We start from the raw sequence: 25,920 nt of genomic DNA, 5'->3' as shown, positions 1-25,920 counted from the left end.
GACCGCTCCTTTCCTGTTACACAGCGGCCGCAGGAGGCACGCTGCTTTTCATTTTCTTCCATCTTCCCATATGAAGAACAATCACCGCTGCAAATACTGCCATTCCCAGGCAGAGGAGAATCCTATTTCCCAGGAAGATATAGAGAATCAGCGAAAGGAAACTGATAAAAAACATGGCTCTTTCTGCCAGAGTTAAATCTGTACAGAAATAATTTACCCAACAGAACTGTGCCGCTACTGTAAGGATAATCACCGCCAGAAGCTGCAGATAGGTCGTGGGATCTGTCCAGCTCCCCTCCAGAAGCAGCACCGGCGCATAGACGAATAAAAACGGCGCCAGGAAAGAAACTCCGCAGATTTTACAGCATTCCACCGCCGTCTTTCCATAAGGGGTTCCTGAAATCTGGGTCCCCACTAAGGTGGTTAACGCCACCGGAGGAGTAATCGTTGCATAAGAAGCAGGATAAACACAGAAGAAATGTGCCGTTTCATAGGCAATTCCCAACTGCTGCAGAGCCGGAACTGCAAAGGCCGCCGCTGTAAAATAAGCTGCTACCGATACTCCTGCCATTCCTGCCACAATACTGGCAATATACAGAATCAAAAGAGCCAGGAATAAAGAGCCGTGACTCCAGCTTTCAATTCCGGAGGTCAGCTTTACGCCCATACCGCTGGTGGTAAAGGTGCAGACCAGCATTCCGATTACCGCACAGCAGGCGCCCATCTGGGCTCCCTGCTTAGCTCCTTCCACAAAGCCGTCGATTAAATCCCGGACTTTCGGCCGGTGTCTGGCAGGCGCCAGATAACTCATAAGGATAACGGAAAGAATTGCCCAGAATCCGCAGACCATTACGGATTTTCCCTGTACCAGGAGGGTAATAATAATTACAAAAGGAACCACAAAGGCCGGGCCTTTCCACTTCATCACATCCCAGTCAATCACCGGTTTCTCCGCAATATGGGTACGAAGCTCCGGGGTTTTCAATGCATGTAAATGGGCATACAGAGACAGCGACAAATAATATAAAACCGCCGAGATAATCGCCATTTTACAGATGCTCCAATAAGGAATCCCTGCATAGCCGGCCATGGAAAAGGCCACAATTCCCATAACCGGAGGAAGAATCTGCCCTCCGTTAGCGCCCACACAGGAAATCGCTGTAGCCGTGGTGGCGTCATAGCCGTTTTTCTTCATATTGTCAATACAGTAAGGACCTGTCATAGTCACGTTTGCAATGGCATTTCCGCAGACCATACCCACCATAGCCGTATTTACTACTGTGATCTGTGCACTTCCGGAGCGGAACCGTCCCACCGTCCATTTCCCGAATTCGCCGAAAAATTTCTGAACACCGGTGGCGGACATAACGCCGCCGAAGACACAAAACAGAAACGTATAATTGGCGGAAATGGTCAGGGTACTGTCATAAAGCCCTGTAGTCAGGCCAATGGATAAGTTGGAGATGGTTCTGCTAAAAGGCAGCGCGCTGGTCCGGAAAGGTCCCGGCATATATTTCCCGAAGAAGGGATAAATACAGACAATGATCACCAGGATGGGAATAAATTTTCCGAACCCCAGCCAGCACGCATACAGCGCAAGAATAATCATGGTAATCCCCACAACCACATCCAGGTTCGTACTGACCCACTGACGCACTCTCAGTCCTTCCAGGTTACAGCAAATATAAATGGTAAAAGCAAAGGTCAGCGCCACTGACAGAAACAAAAAGGCATTATGTATCTTACTTTCACTTTTCTTTGCTGTAGAAAGAAACAAAATAATAAAGGAAAAAAACATATGCATGGTCAGATAGACTTCCTGCTGCAGAAAACTTTTCTTGGCATAAATCATATGCATCACACACATGCCCAGGCAGAAGAATACCAGAAGATAATCATAAATCTTCTCCGGGAGAACCCCTCCGTAAGCCTTGCTTTCCACTGCCTGTTCCACCGCCTGCTGTGCTTTGTCTTTCTTTTTCTTACCAAACCCCATCCGGATACCTCCTCATTCGTATCTTTGGTTATGCTCTGTTATTGAGGTACATACTTCTCATAAGGAGTCTCTCTGTAATTTACTTCAATCCCCTTTTCCTCATAGAAATCTTTCGCCACATCGGATATTAACTCCGGCGTATCTAAATTTCCCATATTTTCCTGTGTACAGTAAGCCCCCTCATCCTTGTAGCTGGCAAACTGATCGCAGTATTCGTAATAAATATTCAGAATTTCTTCCTGTACGTCTTCCGGGAAGTTCTTATGAACATACCAGCAGAGATAATCCGCCATAATCGTAACCTCTCCGTCAAAGTCCGGATCATAAATGCCATTTTCCAGGGTCATGATACCGGGGAGCAGGGAATGTCCCAGGGAATCTTTTGCCTCCAGCAAAGCTTCCTCATCCATGGATACGTAATAAACATCGTTGCGGGCATAGACTTCCGCCAGGGCCGCCATCTGGGTCCATTCATCTGCATCCGCACTCAGGGCCTGCCCTCCTGATAAAATAGCGTCTACCTTTCCGTCTGCCAGTGCTGTGGCGGAATCTCCGAAGGAGAGATATTCATACTCCGGTTCAATTCCCAGAAGCTCGAACATCTTTGTGGGAATATCCACACAGGGCACATTGGGCTTGGTTCTTAACGCTACCCTCTTTCCGTCCAGATCTTCCAGTGTCTTAATATTTTCATCCAGAGTAATAAAAACATTGGAAACCAGACCGTATCCTATAAGGCACCGCAAATCATAATTGGGACCTGTAAAAGGATCCTCTCCTAAAATTGCGTCAATTCCAATCATATAGCCTAAAACGTGTTCCTGATAATATTCGTCGGATAATACCATGGAGGCTGTCTGATCCGGCCCCGGAGATTCCATGGCAGTAGCTGTCAGCCATTCACTGTGTTCATTGATCAAATCAGCAAAGGCCACTCCCAGAATATAGGTGGATCCTCCCTGGGCGTTTGTATAAATTTCGATTTCATAAGGTTCATGGCTGGGGTCCGACTTCCATTCCCCATCCGATTCGGTTTCTGTTTCTCCCTGGGATTCTTCTTCCTCTGTCTCTTCCTCCTTGGTTTCTGTACTCGCAGTCTCAGAAGAATCTCCCGTTCCTTCCTCGGATCCGCATCCTGCGAACATTGAAACTGTCAACACCAGGGTAAGTAAGACTGATACCATTTTCTTCTTCATAGCTCGTTCTCCTTTTTCTTTTTTATACTCGTTCTTTAGGTTCCTACTTCTGATACTGCTTCCCGGACAATCTGCTAAAAATCCTTTATACATTCTGTCATTAATAGGAAGTTTTATTTAATATTGCATTATTTTCAATTACAATTTTACAGTTTTCAGTTATTTATAACAATTCCGTTTCGGCTTAACTGCTATTCTAAAATCGAATACTTGACTTTTCCCGCCGTGTTTCTTAATCTAAAAGAAATAGATTCTTGATTTGTCAGGAGGTTTTTATGAAAATCATACAGGAAACAATACAGGTTCCGGGATTCCCGAACTCCCAGGCACTTTTTACCGGTTATCTCTGCTCCAATTACGAATGTATTGACGCTGACCGTCTGCATCCCGCAGTCCTGATCTTACCGGGCGGCGGCTATGAAAAAGTTTCCGACCGGGAATGTGAACCCGTCGCCCTGCAGTTTGCAGCCAGAGGCATATCCGCCTTTACCCTGAAATACAGCGTGGCTCCCGACACCTACCCCCAGGCTCTCTATGAAGCCCTTACGGCTTTTTACCGGATTCGCAGCCATGCCTCCCAGTACCATATACAGCCGGATAATATTTCCGTCTGCGGGTTCTCTGCCGGAGGCCATCTGGCTTTATGCACCGCCGTCTTCTGGAAAGAAAAAGAGATTCAGAATCTCCTTGGAGATCCCAAATCTCTTCTGCGTCCCGATAAACTGATTCTGTCCTATCCCGTAGTCAGCAGCGGAACCTACGGCCACAAACCGTCTTTTTCCAATCTTTTAGGAAAAGATGCCGCAGACTCTCAGCTTCTGGAACGACTGTCCATAGAAAAGCAGATAACGGAAGACTTTCCTCCCGTTTATCTGTGGCATACTTATACAGATAAAACAGTTCCCGTACAGAATTCTCTTCTTCTGGCCATGGCCCTGGCAGAAAAGGGAATTCCTCTGGAAATGCATATTTACCCGGAGGGAAAACACGGATTGAGTCTGGCAACTTACATGACCAGCCAGGAAATCCCCTACGAACAGCCTTATGCCTGCAGCGCCTGGCTGAATCCGGCTGTGGATTTTATTTACAAAACGGATTTCCCTGGCTCCTCTCTATAAAAATACAAACTGCGGCGCGATTTCATATTCCCAAATCGCGCCGCAGCTATTTCTTATTTTACAAATTAGATGTTTCTGCCCTTTTTCTATACTCGCGGGGTGAATACCCCGTTTTTTCCCGGAAGCATTTCCCAAAATGACTGGTTTGGCGGAAACCCACATTCATTGCAACTGTTCCAACAGGTTCTTCTGTGGTGCTCAGCAGTTCGGCTGCCTTTAACAGGCGATATTCCATAAGGTATTTAAAAGGCGTTGTCTGCATACTCTGTCTGAAACACCGCAGACATTCCGATTTGCTTACATGAGCGCTTTGTGCAAGGTTTTCCAGAGAAATGTCTTCTGCATAATGCTCTTCAATATATTTTAAGAACTCCTGCATCCTTTCCCCCAGGGCGCCCTGTTTTTTCCCTGGAGACAGCGTTATATTTTTTATAAATTCCAGCCAAACGGAGGAAATCCGGACCAGTACCTCATAAACATAGTATTCTGTTTTCTTTTTATCCAGTTCTATTAATTCCCTTAATATGTCCAGTATCCGGAGGCACCATGGCTGTTCCTTTGTAAAAGCGTATACCAAAAGCTGTGTATTTCCCGTAATTGCCTCAACAAATCCTGCTGCCGGGCTGCCGAAATAAAATTTCAGAAAGTAATCCGGAAATACAAAACTGTAATAATGGCAGCACCCCTCATGTTCCACCATATGAACAACATTTTTGTTAATAAACACGCCTTCCCCGGCCTGAATATCCGTATTCCCATATAATGTCCGAATCGTAACGTTTCCTTCCAGAAGATAAATAAACTGAACATCCTCATGCCAGTGCATAACCTGAAATCCTGGATTTCTGGGATAACTCTGTTCATTTATAATTTCCATCACCAGATAGGGAAAATCCGTACCGGCGTTCAGGTTCACAGAGTTTATGTATTGACTGTTGTGCTTCATATCCTGTCCTCCCGTTTTTATATCCTGAATATATCAGAATATATTTTGACGATTTTCAGATATTTTATAGCTTTTTTCTGTGATAATATTATAAAAACCGCTTACAGGGTATGTCAAGACAGGAAAGAATAACTATTTGAAAGGACAACAGACATGAAATACGATTTTACAACGATGTTAAACCGCCACGGCTGGGATTCCATTGCCGTGGATATGAAAGAAAACGAGCTTTGGGGAATCCCGAAGGGAGAAACCCTGCCCGGCTTCGAACAGATTCCCATGTGGATTGCAGATATGAACTTTGCCACAGTAAATACCGTAACAGAAGCGATTATACACAGAGCCTCTCATCCCTCATTCGGATATTTCATCCCCTCTGATGATTACTATCAGGCAATTATCCGCTGGCAGAAAGAGGGAAACGGCGTTACCAATCTGCTGCCGGAACATATCGGCTATGAGAACGGTGTCCTTGGCGGTATTACAAGCGCCATGCGGGTTCTGTGTTCTGACGGCGATCCGGTCCTGCTTCATTCTCCTACTTACAATGGTTTCACAGCTCAGCTTGAACGCAATGGATACAAGATCGTCTTAAGTCCGTTAAAGCTGGACGAAAACAACGTATGGCGTATGGACTTTGAAGATATGGAGCGCAAAATCAAGGAACATCACATTCACACTGCCTTATTCTGCTCCCCGCACAATCCCACCGGCCGTGTATGGGAACGCCGGGAGATTTCACAGGCAATGGAAATTTTCCGTAACAATGATGTTTACGTTATTGCAGACGAAATCTGGTCTGATCTCACTTTATTCGGGCAGGCACATACTCCCGCCCAATCAGTATCCGAAGATGCCAGAAACCGCACCGTTGCATTTTACGCACCGTCTAAAACATTCAATCTGGCTGGTCTGGTTGGCAGCTACCATATTATCTACAACAAATACCTTCGTGAACGAATCAGACGGTACGAAGCTCTTTCTCATTACAATGATATGAATGTTCTTTCCATGCACGCGCTGATTGGCGCCTATCAGGCGGAGGGGCGCATCTGGCTGAGCCAGTTAAAAACCGTGTTAGAAAAAAACATTACGTATGCTTTTCATTTCATCCGGGAAAACTTTGAAGGCGTCCGTCTGTCCATGCCCCAGGGTACCTACATGATCCTGCTTGACTGTTCCGGATGGTGCCAAAAGCACGGCAAATCCATCGAGGAACTTCAGCAGGCGGGAATCCGCGTCGGTGTAATCTGGAGAGAGGGAAGTATGTATCATGTGCCTTACGGAATCCGGATGAACCTGGCCTTGCCCCATGAAAAAGTAGTTGAGGCATTCTCACGCTTAAAACAATATGTATTTTAAATAATTACCAGAACGCGCTGCAGCCTTAAACACTACCTTTTAATCAGTAATACCGCTACGTCATTTACATTAGTCCCTGTAGCGCCTGTTCTGATCAATCCATCTGCTTTCTTCAAAGCATTGTATGCGTCATTCCTCTTCAATACTTCAAAAATATCAATTCCCTGATGATCCAGCTTTTTCTTTGTCTCACCATCGCAGTAACCGCCTGCGGCGTCTGTGGGACCGTCGGTTCCGTCGCTGCCTATACTAAAGAGAGCTGTGTTTTTAAGGTCTGCAAGTCCTACGGCTGCGGACAGAGCAAGCTCCTGATTTCTTCCGCCTTTTCCATCTCCGGTAAGCTGAACAACCGTCTCGCCTCCTGCTATGAAGGCGAGACTTTTACAGCTTTTCTGATGACTTCTGGCGATAGAGGCCATAAACGAACCGGCCTCTTTTGCCTGACAATCCAGATACTCTGTCAGAATGACAGGTTCATACCCCCTTCCCCTGCACGCATCCGCTGCAGCTCTGCATAAATCACCCACACTCCCGGTAACCACATTTTCCACATTGGACAGCTCTTTGGGTGTTTCTGTCCGAAGCAGATCCGACGCTTCCCTGCTTAAGCACAGCCCATATTTCTTTACAATTTTCAGTGCGTCTTCGCTGGTACTTTTATCAGGATATGCAGGACCTGAACCAATCATGTCCATGGAATCTCCCGGTACATCGCTTAAAATGATGCTGTATACATGTGCAGGTTTGCATATCTGTGCAAACTTTCCTCCTTTTACTGCAGAAAGTCTTTTACGTAACGTATTGATTTCTGTTATATCTGCACCGCAGGCGAGAAGCTGCTGTGTTATACCGGCCATTTCCTCTTCCCTTATCAGCGGCTTTTCAAACAGTGCGGAGCTTCCTCCTGAGAGCAGAAACAGTACGGTATCCTCTTCACTAAGATTTGACACCATATCCAGCGCCGCCTGCGTACCCAGATAAGAATTTTTATCGGGCACAGGATGTCCTCCTTCAAAACACTGAAAGCCTTTTATCTCTGATTTAACATGATCGTACTTTGTACATACGACTCCTGCATAGATTCTGTCTTTCAATATCTCTGAAGCCGTTTTCGCCATACGCCAGGCTGCCTTTCCCACAGCAACCACATACAGCTTCCCGGTATCAAATTTTTTTCCATGAAGAGCGCGTATCACCGCCTCATCAGGCATCACTTTTTTTATGGATTCTTCTATAATATACGCGGCGTCTTTTTTTATACACATCGGTATTTTCCTTATTTATTGTATCTTGCGTCGTCTACTTCATCAACTTTTACCGGTACATCCTCCTTTGCGGAGCAAATAGCCGCCATGGTAGTACGTACGGCGCGTGTTCCGTCCACACCGCTGTATCTCGTTTCCTTTCCTTCTACCAGATTATCTACGAACTCGAATATCTGATTTCTGTGCGCTCTGCTGTAATAAGAAACTTCGGAATCCCAGATTTCATCCCCGCCTTCATCAAAACGGAACATTTCTGATGTGCCGTCCTGACGGTACAGTACCAGATGGGCGTCTTTTCCCTGGTGCTTTAAGCCTTTTCCGCCTTCTCCGAGAACTTCAATCATTCCCTTATCTCCACTTACAATTACAGAAAATCCTGTGTATGGATCATACTTTCCGTTCAGATATTCCGCACGCATCCAGACACCCTGACACGCGGAATCTTCATATGTCCATGTCATAATCGGAATGTCTCCTGCCGCATTGGTTCCATACAAGTGCATCTTATCATTTTCAACCTTATGTTTCTGCTGGTCATTCATCCAGTCAAGGCTGCTCTTGAGAGAGTATACCTCTTTAATCTTCGAGTCATTCATCAGATATTCTGCTGTGGAGAAGAAATGTACACAGTGGTCAAACATCCACGGGAAACCGTTTCCGCCTGCTTTAGAGGAATCCATCCGCCACTCTCTGTTGGCAGATACAGGACGGTTATCCATAACGCCTCCCTTTTCAATCCATGCGCCGAATCTTTCACGGATCTGGGTTGGCTTTCCGATCTCGCCGGCATCGATTAATTCTCTTGCTTTCATAATGGAAGTCATAAATACGTAAGATTCTCCTACCATTAAAGTCACGCCGTTTTTCTTTGCGGCTTCACACGCCGCCATGCCGTCTTCCAGAGTAAGACAGAACGGCTTTTCACAGGAAATATTCTTGCCTGCTTCTGCTGCCTGGATAGTCATTCTGGAATGTGTAAATGTGGGCGTTGCAATATCGATGGTATTAATATCTGTGTCTTTCAGCATTTCTTCATAATCTGTATAGTATTTCGGAATGCCATACTTTTCTGCCACTGCTTTCGCCTGCGCCTCATTCAGATCACATACCGCAACAACCTCTGCATTGGGATGCGCCTCATACGCATCAATATGGGAATAACACACCATACCAAGACCAACCACTCCAACTTTTACCTTATCAACCTTCATTTTTAATCCTCCTTTTTTATCTGAGCTGTGTATCTGTAATATCACAGTTCTCCTCTTGCTTCTCTTTCTTCTAATTCTTTCATAATAGCGGGATACTTCTTATCCAGTTTGTATAACAGCAGCAGAAGCGTATACCCTGCGTAAACCAGAATCGGTCCCCATGTATAAATGCCTATAATCATATTGACCGCACTGTCCGGCTGAACCACGGTCGTCCCTGTTGTACTGATATATCCGGCCCATCCCATCAGAGATGTCATCAGCGCAGAAGCGGCTCCGGCGCCGAATTTCGTACCCATATTGCTGCCTGCAAAAATGGGACCTTCCTGGCGGATATGAGATTTCCACTGTCCGAATTCTACCGCTTCATTCACAAAGCCATAGAAGACAGAGTTGAGAGGAGCAAATCCGATTCCCCTCAGGATACAGCTTAAGAAAACCAGGGTCTGATTATAAGGATTGAACATAAAGATAATCTGTCCGGCTAAAGCAATCACCAGTCCGCCGAGAGACATTTTCTTCTTTCCAAACTTTCTCAGCAGGTATGGGCTGAATGCCATTGTGATAACTATCATTAACAGGGTTTCTGCCGTATACATAGCGCTGTACAGCCATGAATCATTGCCGAATACATACTTGCAGTAATAGGGAAGCATGGTTCCCGTTATTGCAAAGAGTATGTTCTGGAACATCTGAAAGAAGATACCCGCATAGAAATACTGATTGGTAAGTAGGGCTTTCAGACATTTTCTTAAAGGCACTTTGGTATCATTCCTTGCCGGTATATCCACATTTTCTTTACATTTTGCGAAACACCAGAGGTTTAAAACCACGGCAATAGCCGCCCAGATGGCCATTGTTTTCACCCATGATGACTGAGTATCTCCGAACATCTTCACCAGAGGAAGTGTAAAGCTTACTGCCAGTATCCTTCCAAAGGGGGCTATCCCCATTCTGTAAATACTAAGCATATCACGGTCATGCTGGTCTCTGGAAATCATGGATGTCAGTGTACTATACGGAACGTTTGTTGCCGTATAACAAATGGTTGTACACAGATTATATGTAACAAACATATAGACTGCTTTTGTCATAACGCTGGAATCCGGTACGGCAAAAAGCAGTACAGCGGAAATCGCATAGGGCACGCACATCCATAAAAGCCAGGGTCTGGCTTTTCCCCATTTCGAATGGGTATTCTCAATGATGTAGCCCATAATAACATCTGAAAAACCATCGAATATTCTTGTTATCAGCATAACAATGCCGACCGTGGCTGCCGGGATGCCCGCATAATCTGTGTAAAACAGCGTTAAAATTGTGGAAATCATACCAAAAACGATATTGGCCGCCGCATCACCGCCTCCATATGCCATTCTGACGCCGAATGACACTCCTGTCTTTTTTTTGTTCATAACAACCCTCCTACATTTTTTCTCTGATTTATTGTATTTTTATTATACTTTTTATGTTTTCCCCCTTAAATATGCTTCAAGCCATAAAATACCACTATCAAGACTTGCAAAGTCTAATTGATTTTTGTATAATTTAACCAACATTACTTCTTCTTTTTGAATTTACGGCTTTCCTTTATATTTTTATTGTCCAAATCGCATTTTTAAAAACAGCAATTTCAAGACAAAAAACATTAATTTATGGCACAAAATAACAGGAGGAGACTTATGATATCTTCATCTGATTTTCAAACCACACCGGAACAAAAAGAAATTCTTCCCATGGATGCCGCAACCTTTCCATATGTCTGTAACTATACGGATTTGAACAAATACATGAACCGTTATCTTACATGGCACTGGCATCCTCTTCTGGAATTTGATTATATCGAAGAAGGTACGGCAGAACTGCGTACGTCAGACAACACCTACATCCTTCCAAAGGGAACCGTTGTTTTTATAAATTCCGGCGTCCTGCACACCATAGGATCTCATAACAGAATGAGCGGCTGCAGAACCTATGCCCACCTGTTCGATATGCACTTTCTGTCCGGAATGTACAACAGCATTCTTGAACAAAAATATTTTCTTCCCATCATACAGAATAAGGCCTTTCAGGTTTATGTTATCTCTCCCGACTCTTACCCCAGAATCCGTATGATAGAAAAAGTTCTGAAGGTTATAGAGTTAAGCCGCACAGAGCCATCCGGATATGAATTTGAGATCAGAATAGAATTAAGCCGCCTGTGGTATCTGCTTTTTGAAGAAACGAAAGAATTACGTTCACAGACAGTTGAAAGAAACACTATTGATGCGGAACGACTGAAGACAATGATGGATTATATCCATAAACATTTTGCAGAAAAAGTAACTCTCGAGGACATTGCCGCCTCCGCCAGCATCAGCACCCGGGAATGCAGCCGCTGCTTTCAGCGGTGTATAAAAATTCCTCCTGTGAATTATCTCAGTGAATACCGCATCCGTACGGCATCTCAGATGCTGCTGCGGACAAATGAGAGTATTATCACCATAAGCGAAAACTGCGGTTTCAGCTCCAGCAGCTATTTCAGTAAAGTATTTCAGGAATTTATGGGGTGTACCCCGAAAGATTATCGGAAAAAGAACCGGATCTAACAGAATAATGCAACGTTTGCTGTAATAAAAAAGGCGGCCCGAAAAGCATTATATTTTCAGGCCAGCCTTTTTATCCATTTATAACTGCAAAACCGCAGAAATACCGGTACTACTTTAAATATCTGATCCGATTGTATCAGAATAACTGTTTCCACAGCAGAGCAGTGCCACCAGAACACACCAATGAAAGACAGTGGAATCACTACTCCCCATGTACAGATAAGATTCATCATCATAAAAAATCCTGTATCTCCTCCTCCCCGCAGGATTCCGGAACTGACCGGCATCTGATAAGACATTCCAGCCATAACAATGCTCATAACTGTCATCATCTGGCTGGCCAGTGTCCGAGTATTTTCAGTCAGACTATACAGTCCAAGCAGCGGTTCTTTCAGCAGAAATAGGGCAGATCCCAGAATCACTCCTATTCCCGCATCGAAAACGGATAACGTTCTTGCTTCAGAACGTACTTTTTCTCTATCTCCGGATCCCACTGCGCTGCCAATCATAACTGCAGAAGCAGAGGATACTGCCATTACAATCACTTTTAAATACTGATAAAATGTGGTTGCAATAGAATTTGCCGCCATTGCTTCAGAAGACATATGACCAAGAAGGGCTGTCTGCAGCGGAACAGCTACCGCCCACAAAAGCTGTGAAAGCATAACAGGGATCTCCACTTTTATGTAGTCTCTGCGAAGAGATCTATCTGTTTTTAAAATCTTTCTGACAGTAAGTTTTATTTTCGTATCAAATTTAAAAATATATACTAAAACAATAGCCAATTCCCCAATACGCGCAATCAGTGTGGCAATCCCCGCTCCTCTTATTCCCAGCCTGGGAAATCCCCAGTTTCCATATATCAGCAGATAATTTCCACATATGTTAATCAGCAGCGTTATAAATGAGGCAAAAATAGAAATTTTCACCGTCTCCACACATCTCAGAACAGCAAGCAGTACATTCGTAATAATAAACAGAACAAATGTATACTTCAAAATGACCATATATTCCATTCCCTGTGCCGTTACTGCAGGGTCTTTTGTAAACAATTCCATAATAGCCTGTGGAAATGCAGAACATCCTGCTGCAATAGCTATACCGAAGAACATCCCTGTCTTTAAGGCTGTTCCCGCCAGATGACAAAGAGGTTCTGTGCGCTTCTGTCCCCAATACTGAGAACCTATTACTATAAAGCCTTCCCCCACTGCCAGGGCAATTTGCTGAACGATAAAAAATATCTGATTTACTGCTGCCGCTGCGGAAAGACTATTCTGACTGTAATTTCCCAGCATAATATTATCTGCCATATTTACGGTATACGCTGCGATATTCTGGAGAAGTACCATAACCATAAGCGAAAAAAATCTCTTATAAAAAAAGAGGTTTTCTGTAAAAAAGGCCTCTCCTGACCCAGTCTTAAGCATTTTCATTTTCCAAACCTCTTCCTTATGCAGGACAGGCGGCTTCCTGTACATACAGGAAACCGCCCGCTTTATCCTCACTGTTAAAAACCAATGGTATGTTTCATCTTCTGAACTCTCTCACACCAGTTACCTACATTCCAGTCGCCAAATGTGCCAAGTCCGCCGAATTCTTCTCTTCCGAAATAAACGGGAACATGTACCAGCGACAGACCGTCATGGGCATATGCCTGCTCCAGCGCTTTTTCAAATTCTTCTAAGGTGCTTCCTCCGTAAAAACCTTTCACGCCCTTTACGGATTCCGCCATCTGAACATAGTCCACTACAACCCCGTCGTCTGTCTTAAATTCCACGTCATACTGGCCATACTGCAGGCTTGTAATTGCACCCATACGGCGATTGTCAAAGAGCACAATCATTCCCTTTAATCCGTGTTCAACTGCGTCAATGAGAATCTGTGGATTCATCATGAAGCTTCCGTCGCCGGTAAAGGCCACAGGATAATCTTTTCCTCCTGCCAGCGCAAAGGCAAGGGTGGAGGACACTGCAAATCCCATATAAGAGGAGCCCGTATCTGTAATAGTCTGTCCCGGCTTTTCATCCGTCACAATCTGGAAACCGTTTGCCTGCACATCCCCCGCGTCAAAAATCTTGATACAGTTATGGGCATCTGCAAAATCAACGGCTTTCTTAATTGCAGCCGGCTCCGTAAGAATGGATTCCCCACGCTTTTCATCCATTAAAACAGGATGATCATATCTCGCCTGCTTATAAGCTTCCCACTCTGCCTTCTTTTCCACACAGGTTTTTAACCATTCAGGATTTACTTTTTTATTTTCCTTTTTCAGCAATGCGGTTAATCTTACCAATACTTCCTCTGCGTCTCCCTGAATACGGACAGAGTTTCCATACTGGGCAAGGTCGTCATAATCACAGTTGATGTTCACAATTTTTTTCGCATTGCGAAAGGCTGTTCCCGAGCTGTCCCACTGGCAGACTCCCCTTGCTCCTACAGCCACCACCAGATCACTTTCATTCATGGCATAATTTCCGCAGATCGATCCCTTGGAACCGCCGACACCCATGTTGCGTTCCTTAGAATAGGGGTATAATCCCGGTACCTGGGGGCCATGTACATATACAGCGTCTGAAGCTTCTAAGAATTCCTCAATGACTTTGGCCGGAACTCTTTTCGCTCCTCCGCCTGCCTTTACTGTAACTCTGGCCGCCTGAGCGATAGCCTTAGCTGCTTCTTCATAGCACTTCGCATCCACGCTTACAATCTTAGACTCTTCGGAAGCTTCCACAAGCTCCAGAAGGTTGCAGCTTTCCATAACCTTTGGCTGAATATTCATAGGCAGCAATAGATAGAACGGAGTCTGTTTCGTTCTTCCGTGTACGGCGGCATCTCCTCTTTTTAACGCTGTAAAGACAGCCTCCGGAGTATGCAGTGAATACGCCGGTCCGAATGTTGACAGCAGCTTCAGGAACAGCTCCTGCTCTCTTCTGGGGATTTGCTGCATATTGGGTCCTTCACTGTGGCTGGTCTCATCTCCAAATAAATAATACACACCCAGCCCATTTGCCAAAGCTGCCAGAGAACCTGCTGTTGCCTGCAGAGCGCCCGGTCCGATAGAGGTAAATACAGCAGAAGTTTCATTATATTTCCATTTCAGCATAGAAGCAATATGTGCCGCCTCTACTTCATTGCGGACATTTACTGTCTTCACTGCACCTTCCTCTTCATAGATACGAAGGGCCTCGCCCACATCGGTCATTCCATGGCCGAAAATTCCCACGAAATTCTTTACACCCTGGTTTACCAGTCCTAAAACCACTGCTTCGCTGAGACTAATATCCTGAAACTGCTCCAGCGCTCCTGCAGCAACTGCCTTTTGAACGGTACCATACTTTTTTATTTCCCGGGCACGTTTTCTTCTTTGTTCGATTCTTTCGTTATTCATTTTGTACCTCCCATTTAACTGTTCTATTTTCCCATAAATCCGCCGTCAATCGGAAGAATAGCGCCGGATACGTAGGATGCTGCCTCTGAAGCAAGGAAAATAACGGCTCCCTGCAAATCTTCCGGATTTCCCCAGCGTCCCATGGGGATTCTTCCTGTAATCTCTTCGTACTGTTTTGGATTTACTTCCTTCATGTTTGCCGTCAGCTCAGTGGCCATATATCCGGGAGCAATGGCATTTACAGTTACCCCTTTGTGGGCCCACTCATTGGAGAATGCCCGGGTAAGCTGCATAACGCCGGCTTTGCTTGCGCTGTATGCGGGGATCATAACACTGGCAAAGTAAGCGGTCATGGAGCAGACATTAATAATTCTTCCATAGCCCTGTTCCAGCATGGTACGTCCTGCACGCTGAGACATATGAAATACGCCGCTTAAGTTTATATCGAGAATCTTCTGCCATTTGTCAGCAGGAAAGTCAACCGCGGGGCAGCGGTACTGAATCCCTGCTCCATTCAGCAGAATATCAACACGTCCTCCCAGCTTTTCCAGACACTCCGCATACACATCATCCAGTGTCTCCGGTTTGGAAAGATCCCCTTTTACCGCATGTACGGGGGCGCCTTCTTTTCCCATTTCCTTTGCAGACTCTTCCACAAGATCCAGAATATCCAGGAGTACCACCTCTGCACCGGAATCATGCAAAGCCTGAGCCATACCATTGCAAAGCCCCTTTGCACCGCCTGTAACAATTGCTTTTCTTCCTGTTAAATCAAATTTATTAATAAACGTATTCATACCTGCTTCCTCCTCTAATATGAATTTCTTTCACGGCCGGATATTTTTCAGAATATTCTTTATCTCCTCTTCTGACGTGGCCGTCACTGCGTCCATAAACGCCTGATTTGCCACCACCGGTCTTAAAATTTCAACATCTGTATTTTTCAGAATTTCGGCCAGACTCTTATGGGCCATCCGGGAAAGGTCTGAGAGAATCTTTCTGCTTTCTCCCTGGCTCTGAGCCCTGCTTTTGGGGTACCCCTGTCCAAAGGGATCTGCAAACAGTTTCTCAAAGATGTACTTCAGGTTAATATCTGCCGCCCATCCATATCCCTTATTCAGGGGAAGAGAAATACAGTTTCCCCCATTAATCTGGGAAAAGAGCCATGCATCCAGGGGATCTGCGATCAGTCCGCAGCTTACGCCCGGAAACTGCATCACCGCATTTAAGAATCCCTGTCCTGTACCGCAGCCGCTTACCACAAAGTCACACGCCTTCGTGCCCAGCAGAACGGCCGCCATATAGCTGGTCTGGATATACGTCAGCTGTGGTTCTTCCTCGGGATTTTTCATCCCGAAATTTAAAACTTCTGCATCTGTGGCTTCACGGATTGCCTGAACAATGTCCTCATTTCTCTGACTTGCGCTGACTTCATTAATTACACCTATTTTCATTGTCCTCGTTCCTTTCTTAAAATTCTTTTTTCTCCCTGTTTATCAGCACTTTGTAAAGTACATGGAGATTCCCTGGCCACCGCCGATACACATGGAGATCATTGCGTCTTTTTTATCTGTCCGCATCAGTTCATAGAGTACTTTAACCGCAAGGATGCATCCAGTAGCGCCGATGGGATGTCCGATGGAGATACCTCCTCCATAAATATTCACCTTGTTTTTATCAAGTCCCAGATCTCTGGAGACGGCATATGCCTGACTTGCGAAAGCTTCATTAATCTCAAACATATCAATGTCTGCTAAATTGATGTTCAGTTTCTCTGCCAGTTGTTCGCTGGAGAGCTTCGGGGAATAGCCCATCAGCTCTGCGTCAAATCCGGCCACAGTATAGCCCTCAATTTTCAGCTTTGGAACAACTCCCAGTTCTTCTGCCTTTTCTCTGGACATCACAACGACTGCCGCCGCCCCGTCATTTAGGGAAGAGGAATTGCCCGCAGTTACGGTTCCGCCCTTTACAAAGCACGGACGAAGTTTCTGCAGTTTCTCTATTGTCTGGCCGTCTCTGGGACCCTCGTCTGTATCAAAGACTGTTACATTTCCCTTTCTGTCTTTCAGTTCCACAGGAAGTATTTCCTCTTTGAATTTTCCTGCTTTAATCGCTGCACACGCTTTCTGATGGCTCTCAAGAGCAAACTGATCCTGTTCTTCTCTTGTCACGTTGTATTCTCTTGCCACATTTTCCGCTGTTACCCCGTTATGATTTCCGTCTAACGGCCACGTAAGAATATCAATTACACCGTCCTCAAAGGATTTATGTCCCATTCTTGCTCCCCAGCGGGCGTCTTTTACGTAATAGGGAAGCTGTGAAATGTTCTCCGCACCGGCTGCAACCACTACATCTGCAAACCCTGTCTGAATCTCCATGACTGCATCTGCAATGGCCTGCAGGCTGGATCCACACTGCCGGTTCACAGAATATGCTGTACACTCTTTAGGCATTCCTGCCTTTAAGCTTATCGCACGGGCAATAAATCCGTTCTCTGCAACTTCTCCTACTTGTCCCACAATAACTTCATTTACATCTGAGGGCTGGATTCCTGCCCTTTTTACCGCTTCTTTCACTACCATTGCACCCAGGTCAATTGCAGGAATATCTTTCAGACTTCCTCCGTAAGATCCTACCGGAAGTCTCACTCCGCTTACTATCACTACTTCTTTTAATCCGTCCATTCTATATCCTCCTCTTCTTCTATAAAACCTTCCGGTTACTTCCTTTGCTATACAATCATTCCTCCGCCTACATTAATCACTTCTGACGTTATATATGCAGCTTCGTCGGATGCCAGAAAGGCTACCATATTGCCAACATCTGACGGTTTTCCTGCATATCCCATAGGGATTCTCTGCATCATGCTTTCCCATGCCGCACCGTCGTTTACTTCTTTTAACTTCAAAGTCATATCTGTCTCAATAAATCCCGGGCAAATAGCATTACATGTAATTCCTTTCTTTGCATTCTCCCGGGCCGCTGTCTTGGTCAGTCCCACAACTCCGGCTTTCGCAGCCGCATAGTTTGCCTGTCCGATATTTCCCAGCCAGCTTCCTGATGAAATATTGATGATACGTCCGTAATTTTTTGTACGCATATATTTCAGTGCTTCCTGTGTCCCGTAGAAAGTTCCTGTCAGGTCAACTGCAATCACCGTATCCCAGTTCTCCTTCGGCATCTTATGAAGCATACCGTCCCGGTTGATCCCTGCATTATTTACCATAATGTCAAGTGTTCCGTAAGTATCTGCTGCAAACTGCACCATAGCTGCAACTTCCGCCTGATCCGCAACATTTACTTTAATGCAGGAAGCCGTCTGGCCTTTTTCTGTAATTTCAGATACAACATCCTCTGCCAGATTCATATCTGCAATCACCACTTTTGCTCCCTCTTCTGCCAACTTAAGGGCAATTCCTTTTCCAAGTCCTCTGCCTGCTCCTGTTACAATTGCTACTTTGTCTTTTAATCTCATCCTTTTGTCCCCCTGATTTTTATATTTATTTTTTCTTCTGATAACAGTTACTTTAGTAATTCTTTTAACCCAAAGGGTTCTTCACAGAACAGCTTCGGATTCATTTCCTTTAAGTGCGGGCTTATTATCGGTTTAAATTCCATAAGATCCAGTACCTGGGTCTGAAGATCAATTCCCGGCGCTACTTCCGTAAGTACCACACCATCCTGACCCAATTCAAATACTGCCCGCTCTGTTACATAATGCATCTTCTGATGTTTCTTTCTGGCAATTTTCCCATTATAAGAGATTTGCGTTACATTCTTTACCATCTTTATCAGGCTGCCCTCCTGATCAATCCGGAGTTTTCCCCCGTCAAAGCTGCACTTCAGACCTTTTCCGGTAAATGTGGAACAAAATACCACGTGTTTTGCATTAGTGGTTATATCTATGAAACCGCCCGCACCTGTAGGCATCTTGCCGAGCTTCGTTGCATTTACATTTCCGTCTGCATCTAATTGCCCTGCTCCCATAAAGGTCACATCGACTCCTGCTCCGTTATAATAATCAAACTGATCATCATGGCGAACCAGTGCGAAATTATTTTTTGCAATTCCAAAGTCGACTCCTCCCAGAGGAATTCCTCCATAAATACCGGATTCTACTGTAACTGTCACCTCCTGGCCAATTCCTTCTTCTGCGATGATGGCTCCCACCACATCGTTAGGGATTCCTGTCCCCACATTTAAAACATCGTCCTGCGCCAGCTCCATTACCGCGCGCCTGCCGATTAACTTCCGGATCGTCAGAGGCAGCACATCTGACTGGCTGACCGGAGTCTTTATATCGCCGCAGTATGCCGGATCAAAGGCAAAACTGTGGGTCTGGCGGTGATCCTGCTCCGGGTCGTCGCACATAACAACCGCATCTATAAATACTCCCGGAACTGTCACTTTCTTACAGTGCAGCTGTCCGTTTTTCACTTTATATTTTGCCTGTGCGATTACTTTTCCACCGAATTTCCTGCAGGCCATAACTGCCGGGAACACTTCCAGCTGCATTGCCTCTTCATCTGTCGTCAGATTTCCATCCTCATCCACGTAAGTCCCTCTGATAATGACATAATCCAGTGGAATCGGTTTATAGCACATATACTCCTCTCCATTGATTGTGAGAATTTCCGAAATATCCGGCGCCTGTCTGGTGCGTTCATTCATTTTTCCCCCTTCAATACGGGGATCTACAAATGTTCCAAGTCCCACTTTCGTGATCTTTCCCGGCTCTCCCCCTGCCATAGACCGGTACAATTGTGCAAACTGGCCCTGGGGAATACAGTACGCTTCTATTTTATTTTCTGCTATCAGTTCCATCATCCTGGGCTGAAGCCCCCAGTGCCCGCCTATGATCTTTTTAAGCATCCCTTCATGTGCAAAATGCTGAATGCCTCTGTCTCTGTCGCTTTGTCCACAGGAATGCACAAGGGTTAATCCGGCCGGTGTATGTTCCGTCAGAAAGCGGTTTTCAATTGCTTTCAGGATACTCTCTGAAGCAGAAACCAGCGTCATTCCAATAGTAGCTATTGTGCTGTTGTCTCGAATCATCTCTGCCGCTTCTGCGGGACTGACGAATACAGGTCGTTTCATTTCTTATTTACCTCCTTATCTTCCGCTAATATTTTCCGAATTTCCTTTTTATCTATTTTCAAATTAGGCGTCATGGGAAGATTTTCTCTGCAGATAAATCTTACGGGTATCTGAAATTTCGCCAGTTTCTTCTGCAGATAAGCTCTGATTTCTTCCTCTCCGGGACAATTTTCATCTTCCAGGACAATCATTGCTGCCGGAACTTCTCCGTACCGCTCATCCGGGATTCCTACCACTGCTGCTTCCCGGATTCCCGGTATTTCATACAGAATATTTTCCACATCGTAACTGCATATCTTCTCACCGCCCCGGTTTATCATGTCTTTCTTCCTGTCCGTAATATACAGGTATCCGTCTCTGTCAAAATATCCTATATCGCCGGTATCCAGCCAGTGCTCCGAATTAATCGCTCCTGTTGTCTGTTTATAATATTCTTCTATGACAGTTGTTCCTCTCACCAGTACAGTTCCTGTCTCATACGGTGCGAGAGACTCTCCGCAATCATCACATATCTTAAACTCTAATCCCGGTATGGGACGCCCTGATGAGCCGATATGTGGACTTTCCGCCGCATTTACAGGGAAAATCGTGGCCGGTGATGAAGTCTCTGTGAGACCGTACACCGTTCGGAACTGAACCTGGGGTATCCACTGTCTGATTTCTTCCAGCTTCTGTCCGGGCATGTTTCCGCTTCCGCATGCCATAATTCTCATATCCGGCATTTTCGGATATTTTTCCCTTTTTTCCAGCAGCATGGAATAAACTGCAGGAGAAGCGTGGATAAACGTTATCCTCTCTTTCTCCATCTCCTTCAGTACCCTCTCTGCATTAAAAAACTTATGGAGGCGAACACATCCCCCCGCATAGATGAAAAGGCCCAGCAATGCGAAAAGACCTGTAACATGGTACGCAGGAACCGGAAGAATGGTTATATCCCTTTCTGATATATGGAATATCCTCTGATAGACTTCTATCCCATGCATAATATTAAAGTTCTTTAAAAGCACCCCTTTGCTTTGGGACGTGGTTCCCGAAGTAAACATTAAAACGGCTCCGTCCCCGGCTTCCGCCTTTAATTCCGGTATTTCCGGCATATGTGACAGCCTGCATATCTCGTCCATATCAATACAGATACAGAACAGATTTCCCAAAAGATCTTTCATCCACCCTGCATAGTCTCTGTGGAATATGAGTCCTTTTATATCCGATTTTTCAATCAGAGACTTTATCTCCGGTTCCCGGTATTTTGTGGAAAACGGCACCGAAACTGCTCTCAGTCTGCTTAATGCGTATATACTCATACAAAACGCAAGGCTGTTGTACAAGAGTATCCCCACCTGTTGTCCCTGTCTCACGTGATAGATGTAATACAGTATCCTCGAAAATCTGTCCACAAACTCTTTAAACTGACTGTATGTATAACTCCTGCCGTCATCGTCCACAAGGCAGATTCTGTCCGGAAATCGCTCCTGTGTCTGCCGCAGCGACTCGTACAGACTTTCCGGCTCATACCAGTATCTGTAATATTCTGTGCTGTCCATTTTGGTTTTCACCAATCCTTTAAGGATGTCTTCCTCCCAGCATTCATTCCCTCTATAGATAAATTCATTTCTTTTTTTGCGATCTGCCATTTTCATCATCCCTTTTAGAATGTTCTTCGTTTTATCTGACCTTATTATAAGTTCTGCCTTTTTCACAAAAAATAGCATTCAAGTCTAAAACCCCACCTATTCGGACTTTCTGTTACGACGATTTTTTTGTATAATTTAACCAGTAAATCAATTAAATTATTGAACATATTATCCTTTTTATGTTTATCCTGTCTAAAAAGCAGGTTTTAAAATTGTAATTTTAAGACCTGAAATCAAAAATTAAAGCCAGATAACTGCATCCGCAGCCATCTGGCTTTCGTTTTATATTTCTTATTTTTCCAAATCACTTTCCGCTAAATCCGCCAGGGTCTTTCCGTAAAAGAAGTCATGGACAAGCTGATTAAATTCGGCCCACAAGGGAAGCGTCTTACAGGAGTCAGCTCTTTTACACGGCTTCGCATTTTGGGAAAGACAGGCAACCGTTGCAAGAGATCCTTCCATCCGCTCTAAGATTTCTCCCACTGTATATTCCCGGGGGGCCCGACAGAGCCTGTATCCTCCTCCTCGTCCGCTGATTCCCGTCACCAGTTCTCCCTTTACCAGTTCTTTTACAATAATCTCCAGATATTTCTTGGAGACTTCCTGGCGCAGGGCAATGTCTTTCAGAGGAATATAACCCTCCTCCCTGTGTTCTGCAAGATCTACCATAACCCGCAGAGCATAGCGTCCTTTCGTAGAGATCATATGAAATCCCTCCTGTCTCATACTTTTACCTATTATACTTTAGGATAAATAAAGAAAGCAAGCCAAAATTCACCTTTTCACCTATTGACATAGTAGGTAAATAGATATAAAATGTCTACAACCAAAAAGCGCACCATGCATCCGGTTATGAATTAAAAAAAGGAGATACTACACAATGAAAGACGACAACAGAACTTATCAATTTGAAACTTTACAGCTCCATGTGGGACAGGAACAGCCGGATCCGGCTACAGACGCCAGAGCGGTGCCCATCTATCAGACCACTTCCTATGTTTTCAAAAACTCAGCTCACGCCGCCGCCCGTTTCGATCTGCAGGAATCCGGAAATATCTACGGCCGGCTGACCAATTCCACACAGGAAGTCCTGGAAAAAAGACTGGCAGCTTTAGAAGGCGGAGTTGCCGCCCTGGCTCTGGCTTCCGGCGCCGCCGCCATTACTTATACCATTCAGGCCCTGGCCCAGGCCGGAGAGCACATCGTCTCCCAGAAAACCATCTACGGAGGCAGCTATAATCTTCTGGCTCATACTCTGCCTCAATACGGCATTTCCACAACCTTTGTAAATGTGCATGATCTGCAGGAAGTGGAAGCGGCTATTAAAGAAAACACAAAAGCTATATACCTGGAAACCCTGGGAAATCCCAACTGTGATATTCCGGACATTGATGCAATTGCAGAAATCGCTCACAAACATAAACTTCCCCTGGTCATTGACAATACCTTCGGCACTCCTTATCTGATCCGCCCCATCGAACACGGAGCCGACATTGTGGTCCATTCCGCCACCAAATTTATCGGCGGCCACGGAACTACCCTGGGCGGCATCATTGTAGATTCCGGAAACTTCGACTGGAAGGCCAGTGGAAAATATGCCCCCATTGCCTCCCCGAATCCCAGCTATCACAATATTTCCTTTACCGATGCTGCGGGCCCGGCAGCATTTGTAACCTATATCCGCGCCATCCTTTTACGGGATACCGGAGCGGCTATTTCTCCCTTTAATGCGTTCCTTCTGCTGCAGGGAGTGGAGACTCTCTCACTGCGCCTGGAACGCCACGCAGAGAACACCAGAAAGGTAGTAGAATATCTGGATAAACATCCCCTGGCAGAGCATGTCAGCCATCCGTCCCTGCCCGCTCATCCGGATCATGCCTTATATGAAAAATATTTCCCCAACGGCGGCGCCAGCATTTTTACCTTTGAAATCAAAGGGGGCCAGAAGGAAGCCCATCAGTTCATTGATCATCTGAAGCTGTTCTCCCTGCTGGCCAACGTAGCCGATGTAAAAAGCCTGGTCATCCACCCTGCAACCACCACCCACTCCCAGTTAAATGAACAGGAACTGGAAGAACAGGGCATCAAGCCCAATACAATCCGGCTCTCCATCGGAACTGAAAACATTGAGGACATCCTCTGGGATCTGGAACAGGCCTTCCAAGCAGTTACTTATTAATAGTCGTATAAACTCTGAAACCAAAACCGCAGGAATAAAGAAGGATTATTCCGCTCCAACTGTTTACGGACTCGCTTTCCTTCTTTATTCCTGCCGAAAATCTCTTTTCTCAACAAATCCATTATACCATACAGCAGTGGTTTTACCACATAAATCTACAAAGAAGACTCCGAAAAGCATCGTATAGCCCTGCGATATATGCGTGGGTGGCATATTCAAGAGTTTCCGAGACTACTCATAAAATAAGCCGAGGGGCTTTCGTTAATGAAAACCTCTCGGCTATGTAAAACTCTGCTGTTCATGTTACTAGGAATTGGCTTACAGCTTGTAAGCCAATTTACTCTGACAGCTCATTTTCAATTTCTTCAATCGTCGGCAGGCTGCTCTTAAATTCCTCCCGAAGCACTTTTGTCAATTCATATTTGGCTATTCCTATAGGCTGTGACATATCATCCAGAGCGTACTCAGCAACAACATCGTCCTTGTCCTTGCAGATAAGAATCCCGATTGTCTGATTATCCTGCTCTGATTTCATATTTTTGTTGACTGCCGTAACATAGAAATTTAATTTTCCTGCAAACTCAGGCTTGAATTTTTCCGTCTTTAATTCAACCACAACATAACAATGAAGCCGCACATGGTAGAAAAGTAAATCCATATAAAAATCAGTTTCGGACGGCATTAGCTCCTCGCCAACGCCGCCTTTTCTTCGGTCAGTCCGTTATAAAATCCCTCAATCTCGCTTGCACGGAACGGTATTCCCCATTTTCCTTTGAGAGCTTCGCTATGACAGAGCTGAGATACTCATTAAAAATATTGCTGTGGACATCGACAAATGTTTCAAATCTGAACTCACCAGACACCTTTACCACCTCCGCTGTTTATTCATCTGCACCTTATTATAATGCCCAGATTTCCACAATACAAATGTACAAAGTCTGTTACCGTTCCATATCTGCTGTTATTGCCTTTTCAATTAGCACGGTTTTTAGCAGCATTTTAAAGCAAATTAGCAGGAAAGCCATTTTGATTAGCAAAAATGGTTCTTGCTAATCAAAATGGCTATGCGTTCGATTTTTTCTGGAAAACAAAAAACACCGAAAACCCTTCTAACCAGAGTCTTCGGTGTTTCAGCGTTCCCTGCGAGAATCGAACTCACAACTAGCGCTTAGGAGGTCTCCCGACCACTGTCAATCTGAGTCATGTTCAGTTCACACAAGGCACGCTGTTAAAGCATTTTTACTATTGTTCAAATCGTTTCTGGTCAATTGCTGTCAGCCTCTGTAAACCCGGAACAACCGGTAAATATTAGCCGGCTATTGGCTACGGCTAATAAAAGGTGTCCGCATTACTGTCAATGGCTCCCGACAGGATCGGCTACCATGCCCGCCTTAGCAGGAATGATATACAATATTCAATTGATCAGATTTACTATCTATACTATACCGTGTAATAGTCGGTTTGTCTACGTTTTTTCGACTACGGCCTTTCTCTATCGTCTTTTAAACATATCCATCCTCGCTTTACATTTTTTCTTATATTTTTATCTATTTAAGCATAAATGTAAACTATTATCCCTCCTCTGAAATTTCCCAGTGCCCATTGGATCCCCGGCCAATATAATTTACACGTTCCATTTCTTTTATCCGACGTTTTACCGTCTTAGAACTCACACCTAAAATCATAGCCATCTTTTCTGTGCTTATCTTGTTGTTTTTTTGAATTAAGCTAATAATCTGATCCTCCATATTATCCTGAGAGACATTCTGAGGGACATTCCGGGGGACATTATAATTCAGATTTGGCATCACCACCGTAGACTGGTATCTGTCAAATCGGAATTTAGGCATTTTAGTTTCATTATAATTTACCTCCATTTTTCAATTGCCCTTTTTCTGAAATACCAACAGACAAAAATATCTCAATCTGATATCTTCATTATA

22 protein-coding genes are annotated in these 25,920 nt (G+C 44.8%); 4 read left to right on the top strand and 18 right to left on the bottom strand.

What is annotated here, in order from left to right; translation table 11 throughout:
- Positions 1-16 precede the first annotated feature (16 nt).
- Positions 17-1,996 carry a TRAP transporter permease gene (locus B5F53_RS07350; RefSeq protein WP_087221909.1) on the bottom strand — a complete coding sequence of 660 codons (1,980 nt, stop codon included), beginning with the start codon at positions 1,994-1,996 and terminating at the stop codon, positions 17-19.
- Positions 1,997-2,034: 38 nt separating this feature from the next.
- Positions 2,035-3,192: a TAXI family TRAP transporter solute-binding subunit gene (locus B5F53_RS07345; protein ID WP_162610552.1), complete on the bottom strand. Its 1,158-nt coding sequence runs from the start codon at positions 3,190-3,192 to the stop codon at positions 2,035-2,037.
- A 275-nt stretch (positions 3,193-3,467) separates the two neighbouring features.
- Here B5F53_RS07345 and B5F53_RS07340 point away from each other — a divergent pair, with 275 nt between their 5' ends.
- Entirely contained in the window at positions 3,468-4,310 is an 843-nt protein-coding gene (locus B5F53_RS07340) for an alpha/beta hydrolase (RefSeq protein WP_087221905.1), read from the top strand.
- 58 nt (positions 4,311-4,368) lie between these two features.
- Here the strand turns inward: B5F53_RS07340 and B5F53_RS07335 are convergent, their stop codons facing one another.
- Positions 4,369-5,256, bottom strand: a complete 888-nt coding sequence (locus tag B5F53_RS07335) for a helix-turn-helix transcriptional regulator (RefSeq protein WP_087221903.1) — start codon at positions 5,254-5,256, stop codon at positions 4,369-4,371.
- A 153-nt stretch (positions 5,257-5,409) separates the two neighbouring features.
- Here B5F53_RS07335 and B5F53_RS07330 point away from each other — a divergent pair, with 153 nt between their 5' ends.
- The gene (locus B5F53_RS07330) at positions 5,410-6,618 is read left to right on the top strand and encodes a MalY/PatB family protein (protein WP_087221901.1); all 1,209 of its coding nucleotides are present in this window, start codon (positions 5,410-5,412) and stop codon (positions 6,616-6,618) included.
- Between the two features lie 32 nt (positions 6,619-6,650).
- On the opposite strand, the gene B5F53_RS07325 is transcribed toward B5F53_RS07330, so the two are convergent.
- From B5F53_RS07325 to B5F53_RS07315, 3 genes are read right to left on the bottom strand one after another with little or no spacing between them, the layout of a single operon-like run.
- A complete protein-coding gene (locus B5F53_RS07325) occupies positions 6,651-7,883 on the bottom strand; it encodes a glycerate kinase type-2 family protein (RefSeq protein WP_087221900.1) in 1,233 nt (410 codons plus the stop codon).
- Between the two features lie 11 nt (positions 7,884-7,894).
- On the bottom strand, positions 7,895-9,094 hold the full coding sequence (locus B5F53_RS07320) for a Gfo/Idh/MocA family protein (RefSeq protein ID WP_087221898.1): 1,200 nt from the start codon (positions 9,092-9,094) through the stop codon (positions 7,895-7,897).
- 41 nt (positions 9,095-9,135) lie between these two features.
- A complete protein-coding gene (locus B5F53_RS07315) occupies positions 9,136-10,509 on the bottom strand; it encodes an MFS transporter (RefSeq protein WP_087221896.1) in 1,374 nt (457 codons plus the stop codon).
- A gap of 267 nt (positions 10,510-10,776) precedes the next feature.
- Between B5F53_RS07315 and B5F53_RS07310 the strand changes: the two genes are divergently transcribed.
- Positions 10,777-11,682, top strand: a complete 906-nt coding sequence (locus tag B5F53_RS07310) for a helix-turn-helix transcriptional regulator (RefSeq protein ID WP_242970263.1) — start codon at positions 10,777-10,779, stop codon at positions 11,680-11,682.
- A 56-nt stretch (positions 11,683-11,738) separates the two neighbouring features.
- Here the strand turns inward: B5F53_RS07310 and B5F53_RS07305 are convergent, their stop codons facing one another.
- The 9 genes from B5F53_RS07305 to B5F53_RS07265 form a co-directional block, all read right to left on the bottom strand.
- Positions 11,739-13,037 (bottom strand): MATE family efflux transporter, encoded by a 1,299-nt coding sequence (locus tag B5F53_RS07305; protein ID WP_242970262.1) that lies wholly within the window; start codon positions 13,035-13,037, stop codon positions 11,739-11,741.
- Positions 13,038-13,189: 152 nt separating this feature from the next.
- Positions 13,190-15,070: a thiamine pyrophosphate-dependent enzyme gene (locus B5F53_RS07300; RefSeq protein ID WP_087221892.1), complete on the bottom strand. Its 1,881-nt coding sequence runs from the start codon at positions 15,068-15,070 to the stop codon at positions 13,190-13,192.
- 23 nt (positions 15,071-15,093) lie between these two features.
- The gene (locus B5F53_RS07295; RefSeq protein ID WP_087221889.1) at positions 15,094-15,867 is read right to left on the bottom strand and encodes an SDR family oxidoreductase; all 774 of its coding nucleotides are present in this window, start codon (positions 15,865-15,867) and stop codon (positions 15,094-15,096) included.
- A 30-nt stretch (positions 15,868-15,897) separates the two neighbouring features.
- Positions 15,898-16,524, bottom strand: a complete 627-nt coding sequence (locus B5F53_RS07290) for an RpiB/LacA/LacB family sugar-phosphate isomerase (protein ID WP_087221887.1) — start codon at positions 16,522-16,524, stop codon at positions 15,898-15,900.
- A gap of 42 nt (positions 16,525-16,566) precedes the next feature.
- On the bottom strand, positions 16,567-17,754 hold the full coding sequence (locus B5F53_RS07285) for a thiolase family protein (RefSeq protein WP_087221885.1): 1,188 nt from the start codon (positions 17,752-17,754) through the stop codon (positions 16,567-16,569).
- 47 nt (positions 17,755-17,801) lie between these two features.
- Entirely contained in the window at positions 17,802-18,545 is a 744-nt protein-coding gene (fabG, locus tag B5F53_RS07280) for a 3-oxoacyl-ACP reductase FabG (RefSeq protein WP_087221883.1), read from the bottom strand.
- A 47-nt stretch (positions 18,546-18,592) separates the two neighbouring features.
- Positions 18,593-20,167, bottom strand: coding sequence for an acyl CoA:acetate/3-ketoacid CoA transferase (locus B5F53_RS07275; protein ID WP_087221881.1), 1,575 nt, complete (start codon positions 20,165-20,167; stop codon positions 18,593-18,595).
- Positions 20,164-21,798, bottom strand: coding sequence for a class I adenylate-forming enzyme family protein (locus tag B5F53_RS07270; RefSeq protein WP_162610551.1), 1,635 nt, complete (start codon positions 21,796-21,798; stop codon positions 20,164-20,166). The genes B5F53_RS07275 and B5F53_RS07270 overlap by 4 nt, the downstream gene beginning before the upstream one ends.
- Before the next feature lie 291 nt (positions 21,799-22,089).
- A complete protein-coding gene (locus B5F53_RS07265; protein WP_087221877.1) occupies positions 22,090-22,503 on the bottom strand; it encodes an RrF2 family transcriptional regulator in 414 nt (137 codons plus the stop codon).
- Between the two features lie 175 nt (positions 22,504-22,678).
- Here B5F53_RS07265 and B5F53_RS07260 point away from each other — a divergent pair, with 175 nt between their 5' ends.
- A complete protein-coding gene (locus B5F53_RS07260; RefSeq protein WP_087221875.1) occupies positions 22,679-23,977 on the top strand; it encodes an O-acetylhomoserine aminocarboxypropyltransferase/cysteine synthase family protein in 1,299 nt (432 codons plus the stop codon).
- A 337-nt stretch (positions 23,978-24,314) separates the two neighbouring features.
- Here B5F53_RS07260 and B5F53_RS07255 read toward each other — a convergent pair whose 3' ends face one another.
- The 3 genes from B5F53_RS07255 to B5F53_RS07250 all read right to left on the bottom strand — a co-directional run bounded on the left by B5F53_RS07255 (position 24,315) and on the right by B5F53_RS07250 (position 25,854).
- On the bottom strand, positions 24,315-24,659 hold the full coding sequence (locus tag B5F53_RS07255) for a PDDEXK nuclease domain-containing protein (RefSeq protein ID WP_087221873.1): 345 nt from the start codon (positions 24,657-24,659) through the stop codon (positions 24,315-24,317).
- A 31-nt stretch (positions 24,660-24,690) separates the two neighbouring features.
- On the bottom strand, positions 24,691-24,840 hold the full coding sequence (locus B5F53_RS20960; RefSeq protein WP_442856295.1) for a DUF6664 family protein: 150 nt from the start codon (positions 24,838-24,840) through the stop codon (positions 24,691-24,693).
- A 708-nt stretch (positions 24,841-25,548) separates the two neighbouring features.
- On the bottom strand, positions 25,549-25,854 hold the full coding sequence (locus B5F53_RS07250; protein ID WP_087221871.1) for an AsnC family protein: 306 nt from the start codon (positions 25,852-25,854) through the stop codon (positions 25,549-25,551).
- Positions 25,855-25,920 lie beyond the last annotated feature (66 nt).

This window comes from Blautia sp. An249 (genome assembly GCF_002159835.1).
Classification (GTDB): Bacteria; Bacillota; Clostridia; order Lachnospirales; family Lachnospiraceae; genus Blautia_A; species Blautia_A avistercoris.
This window is presented reverse-complemented; position numbering and strand designations above follow the sequence as displayed.

Excerpts from the sequence above, each read along its gene's own strand:
- B5F53_RS07350 (WP_087221909.1), bottom strand. The coding sequence starts at position 1,996 with ATGGGGTTTGGTAAGAAAAAGAAAGACAAAGCACAGCAGGCGGTGGAA.
- B5F53_RS07345 (WP_162610552.1), bottom strand. The coding sequence starts at position 3,192 with ATGAAGAAGAAAATGGTATCAGTCTTACTTACCCTGGTGTTGACAGTT.
- B5F53_RS07340 (WP_087221905.1), top strand. The coding sequence starts at position 3,468 with ATGAAAATCATACAGGAAACAATACAGGTTCCGGGATTCCCGAACTCC.
- B5F53_RS07335 (WP_087221903.1), bottom strand. The coding sequence starts at position 5,256 with ATGAAGCACAACAGTCAATACATAAACTCTGTGAACCTGAACGCCGGT.
- B5F53_RS07330 (WP_087221901.1), top strand. The coding sequence starts at position 5,410 with ATGAAATACGATTTTACAACGATGTTAAACCGCCACGGCTGGGATTCC.
- B5F53_RS07325 (WP_087221900.1), bottom strand. The coding sequence starts at position 7,883 with ATGTGTATAAAAAAAGACGCCGCGTATATTATAGAAGAATCCATAAAA.
- B5F53_RS07320 (WP_087221898.1), bottom strand. The coding sequence starts at position 9,094 with ATGAAGGTTGATAAGGTAAAAGTTGGAGTGGTTGGTCTTGGTATGGTG.
- B5F53_RS07315 (WP_087221896.1), bottom strand. The coding sequence starts at position 10,509 with ATGAACAAAAAAAAGACAGGAGTGTCATTCGGCGTCAGAATGGCATAT.
- B5F53_RS07310 (WP_242970263.1), top strand. The coding sequence starts at position 10,777 with ATGATATCTTCATCTGATTTTCAAACCACACCGGAACAAAAAGAAATT.
- B5F53_RS07305 (WP_242970262.1), bottom strand. The coding sequence starts at position 13,037 with ATGGTTATGGTACTTCTCCAGAATATCGCAGCGTATACCGTAAATATG.
- B5F53_RS07300 (WP_087221892.1), bottom strand. The coding sequence starts at position 15,070 with ATGAATAACGAAAGAATCGAACAAAGAAGAAAACGTGCCCGGGAAATA.
- B5F53_RS07295 (WP_087221889.1), bottom strand. The coding sequence starts at position 15,867 with ATGAATACGTTTATTAATAAATTTGATTTAACAGGAAGAAAAGCAATT.
- B5F53_RS07290 (WP_087221887.1), bottom strand. The coding sequence starts at position 16,524 with ATGAAAATAGGTGTAATTAATGAAGTCAGCGCAAGTCAGAGAAATGAG.
- B5F53_RS07285 (WP_087221885.1), bottom strand. The coding sequence starts at position 17,754 with ATGGACGGATTAAAAGAAGTAGTGATAGTAAGCGGAGTGAGACTTCCG.
- fabG (WP_087221883.1), bottom strand. The coding sequence starts at position 18,545 with ATGAGATTAAAAGACAAAGTAGCAATTGTAACAGGAGCAGGCAGAGGA.
- B5F53_RS07275 (WP_087221881.1), bottom strand. The coding sequence starts at position 20,167 with ATGAAACGACCTGTATTCGTCAGTCCCGCAGAAGCGGCAGAGATGATT.
- B5F53_RS07270 (WP_162610551.1), bottom strand. The coding sequence starts at position 21,798 with ATGGCAGATCGCAAAAAAAGAAATGAATTTATCTATAGAGGGAATGAA.
- B5F53_RS07265 (WP_087221877.1), bottom strand. The coding sequence starts at position 22,503 with ATGATCTCTACGAAAGGACGCTATGCTCTGCGGGTTATGGTAGATCTT.
- B5F53_RS07260 (WP_087221875.1), top strand. The coding sequence starts at position 22,679 with ATGAAAGACGACAACAGAACTTATCAATTTGAAACTTTACAGCTCCAT.
- B5F53_RS07255 (WP_087221873.1), bottom strand. The coding sequence starts at position 24,659 with ATGCCGTCCGAAACTGATTTTTATATGGATTTACTTTTCTACCATGTG.
- B5F53_RS07250 (WP_087221871.1), bottom strand. The coding sequence starts at position 25,854 with ATGGAGGTAAATTATAATGAAACTAAAATGCCTAAATTCCGATTTGAC.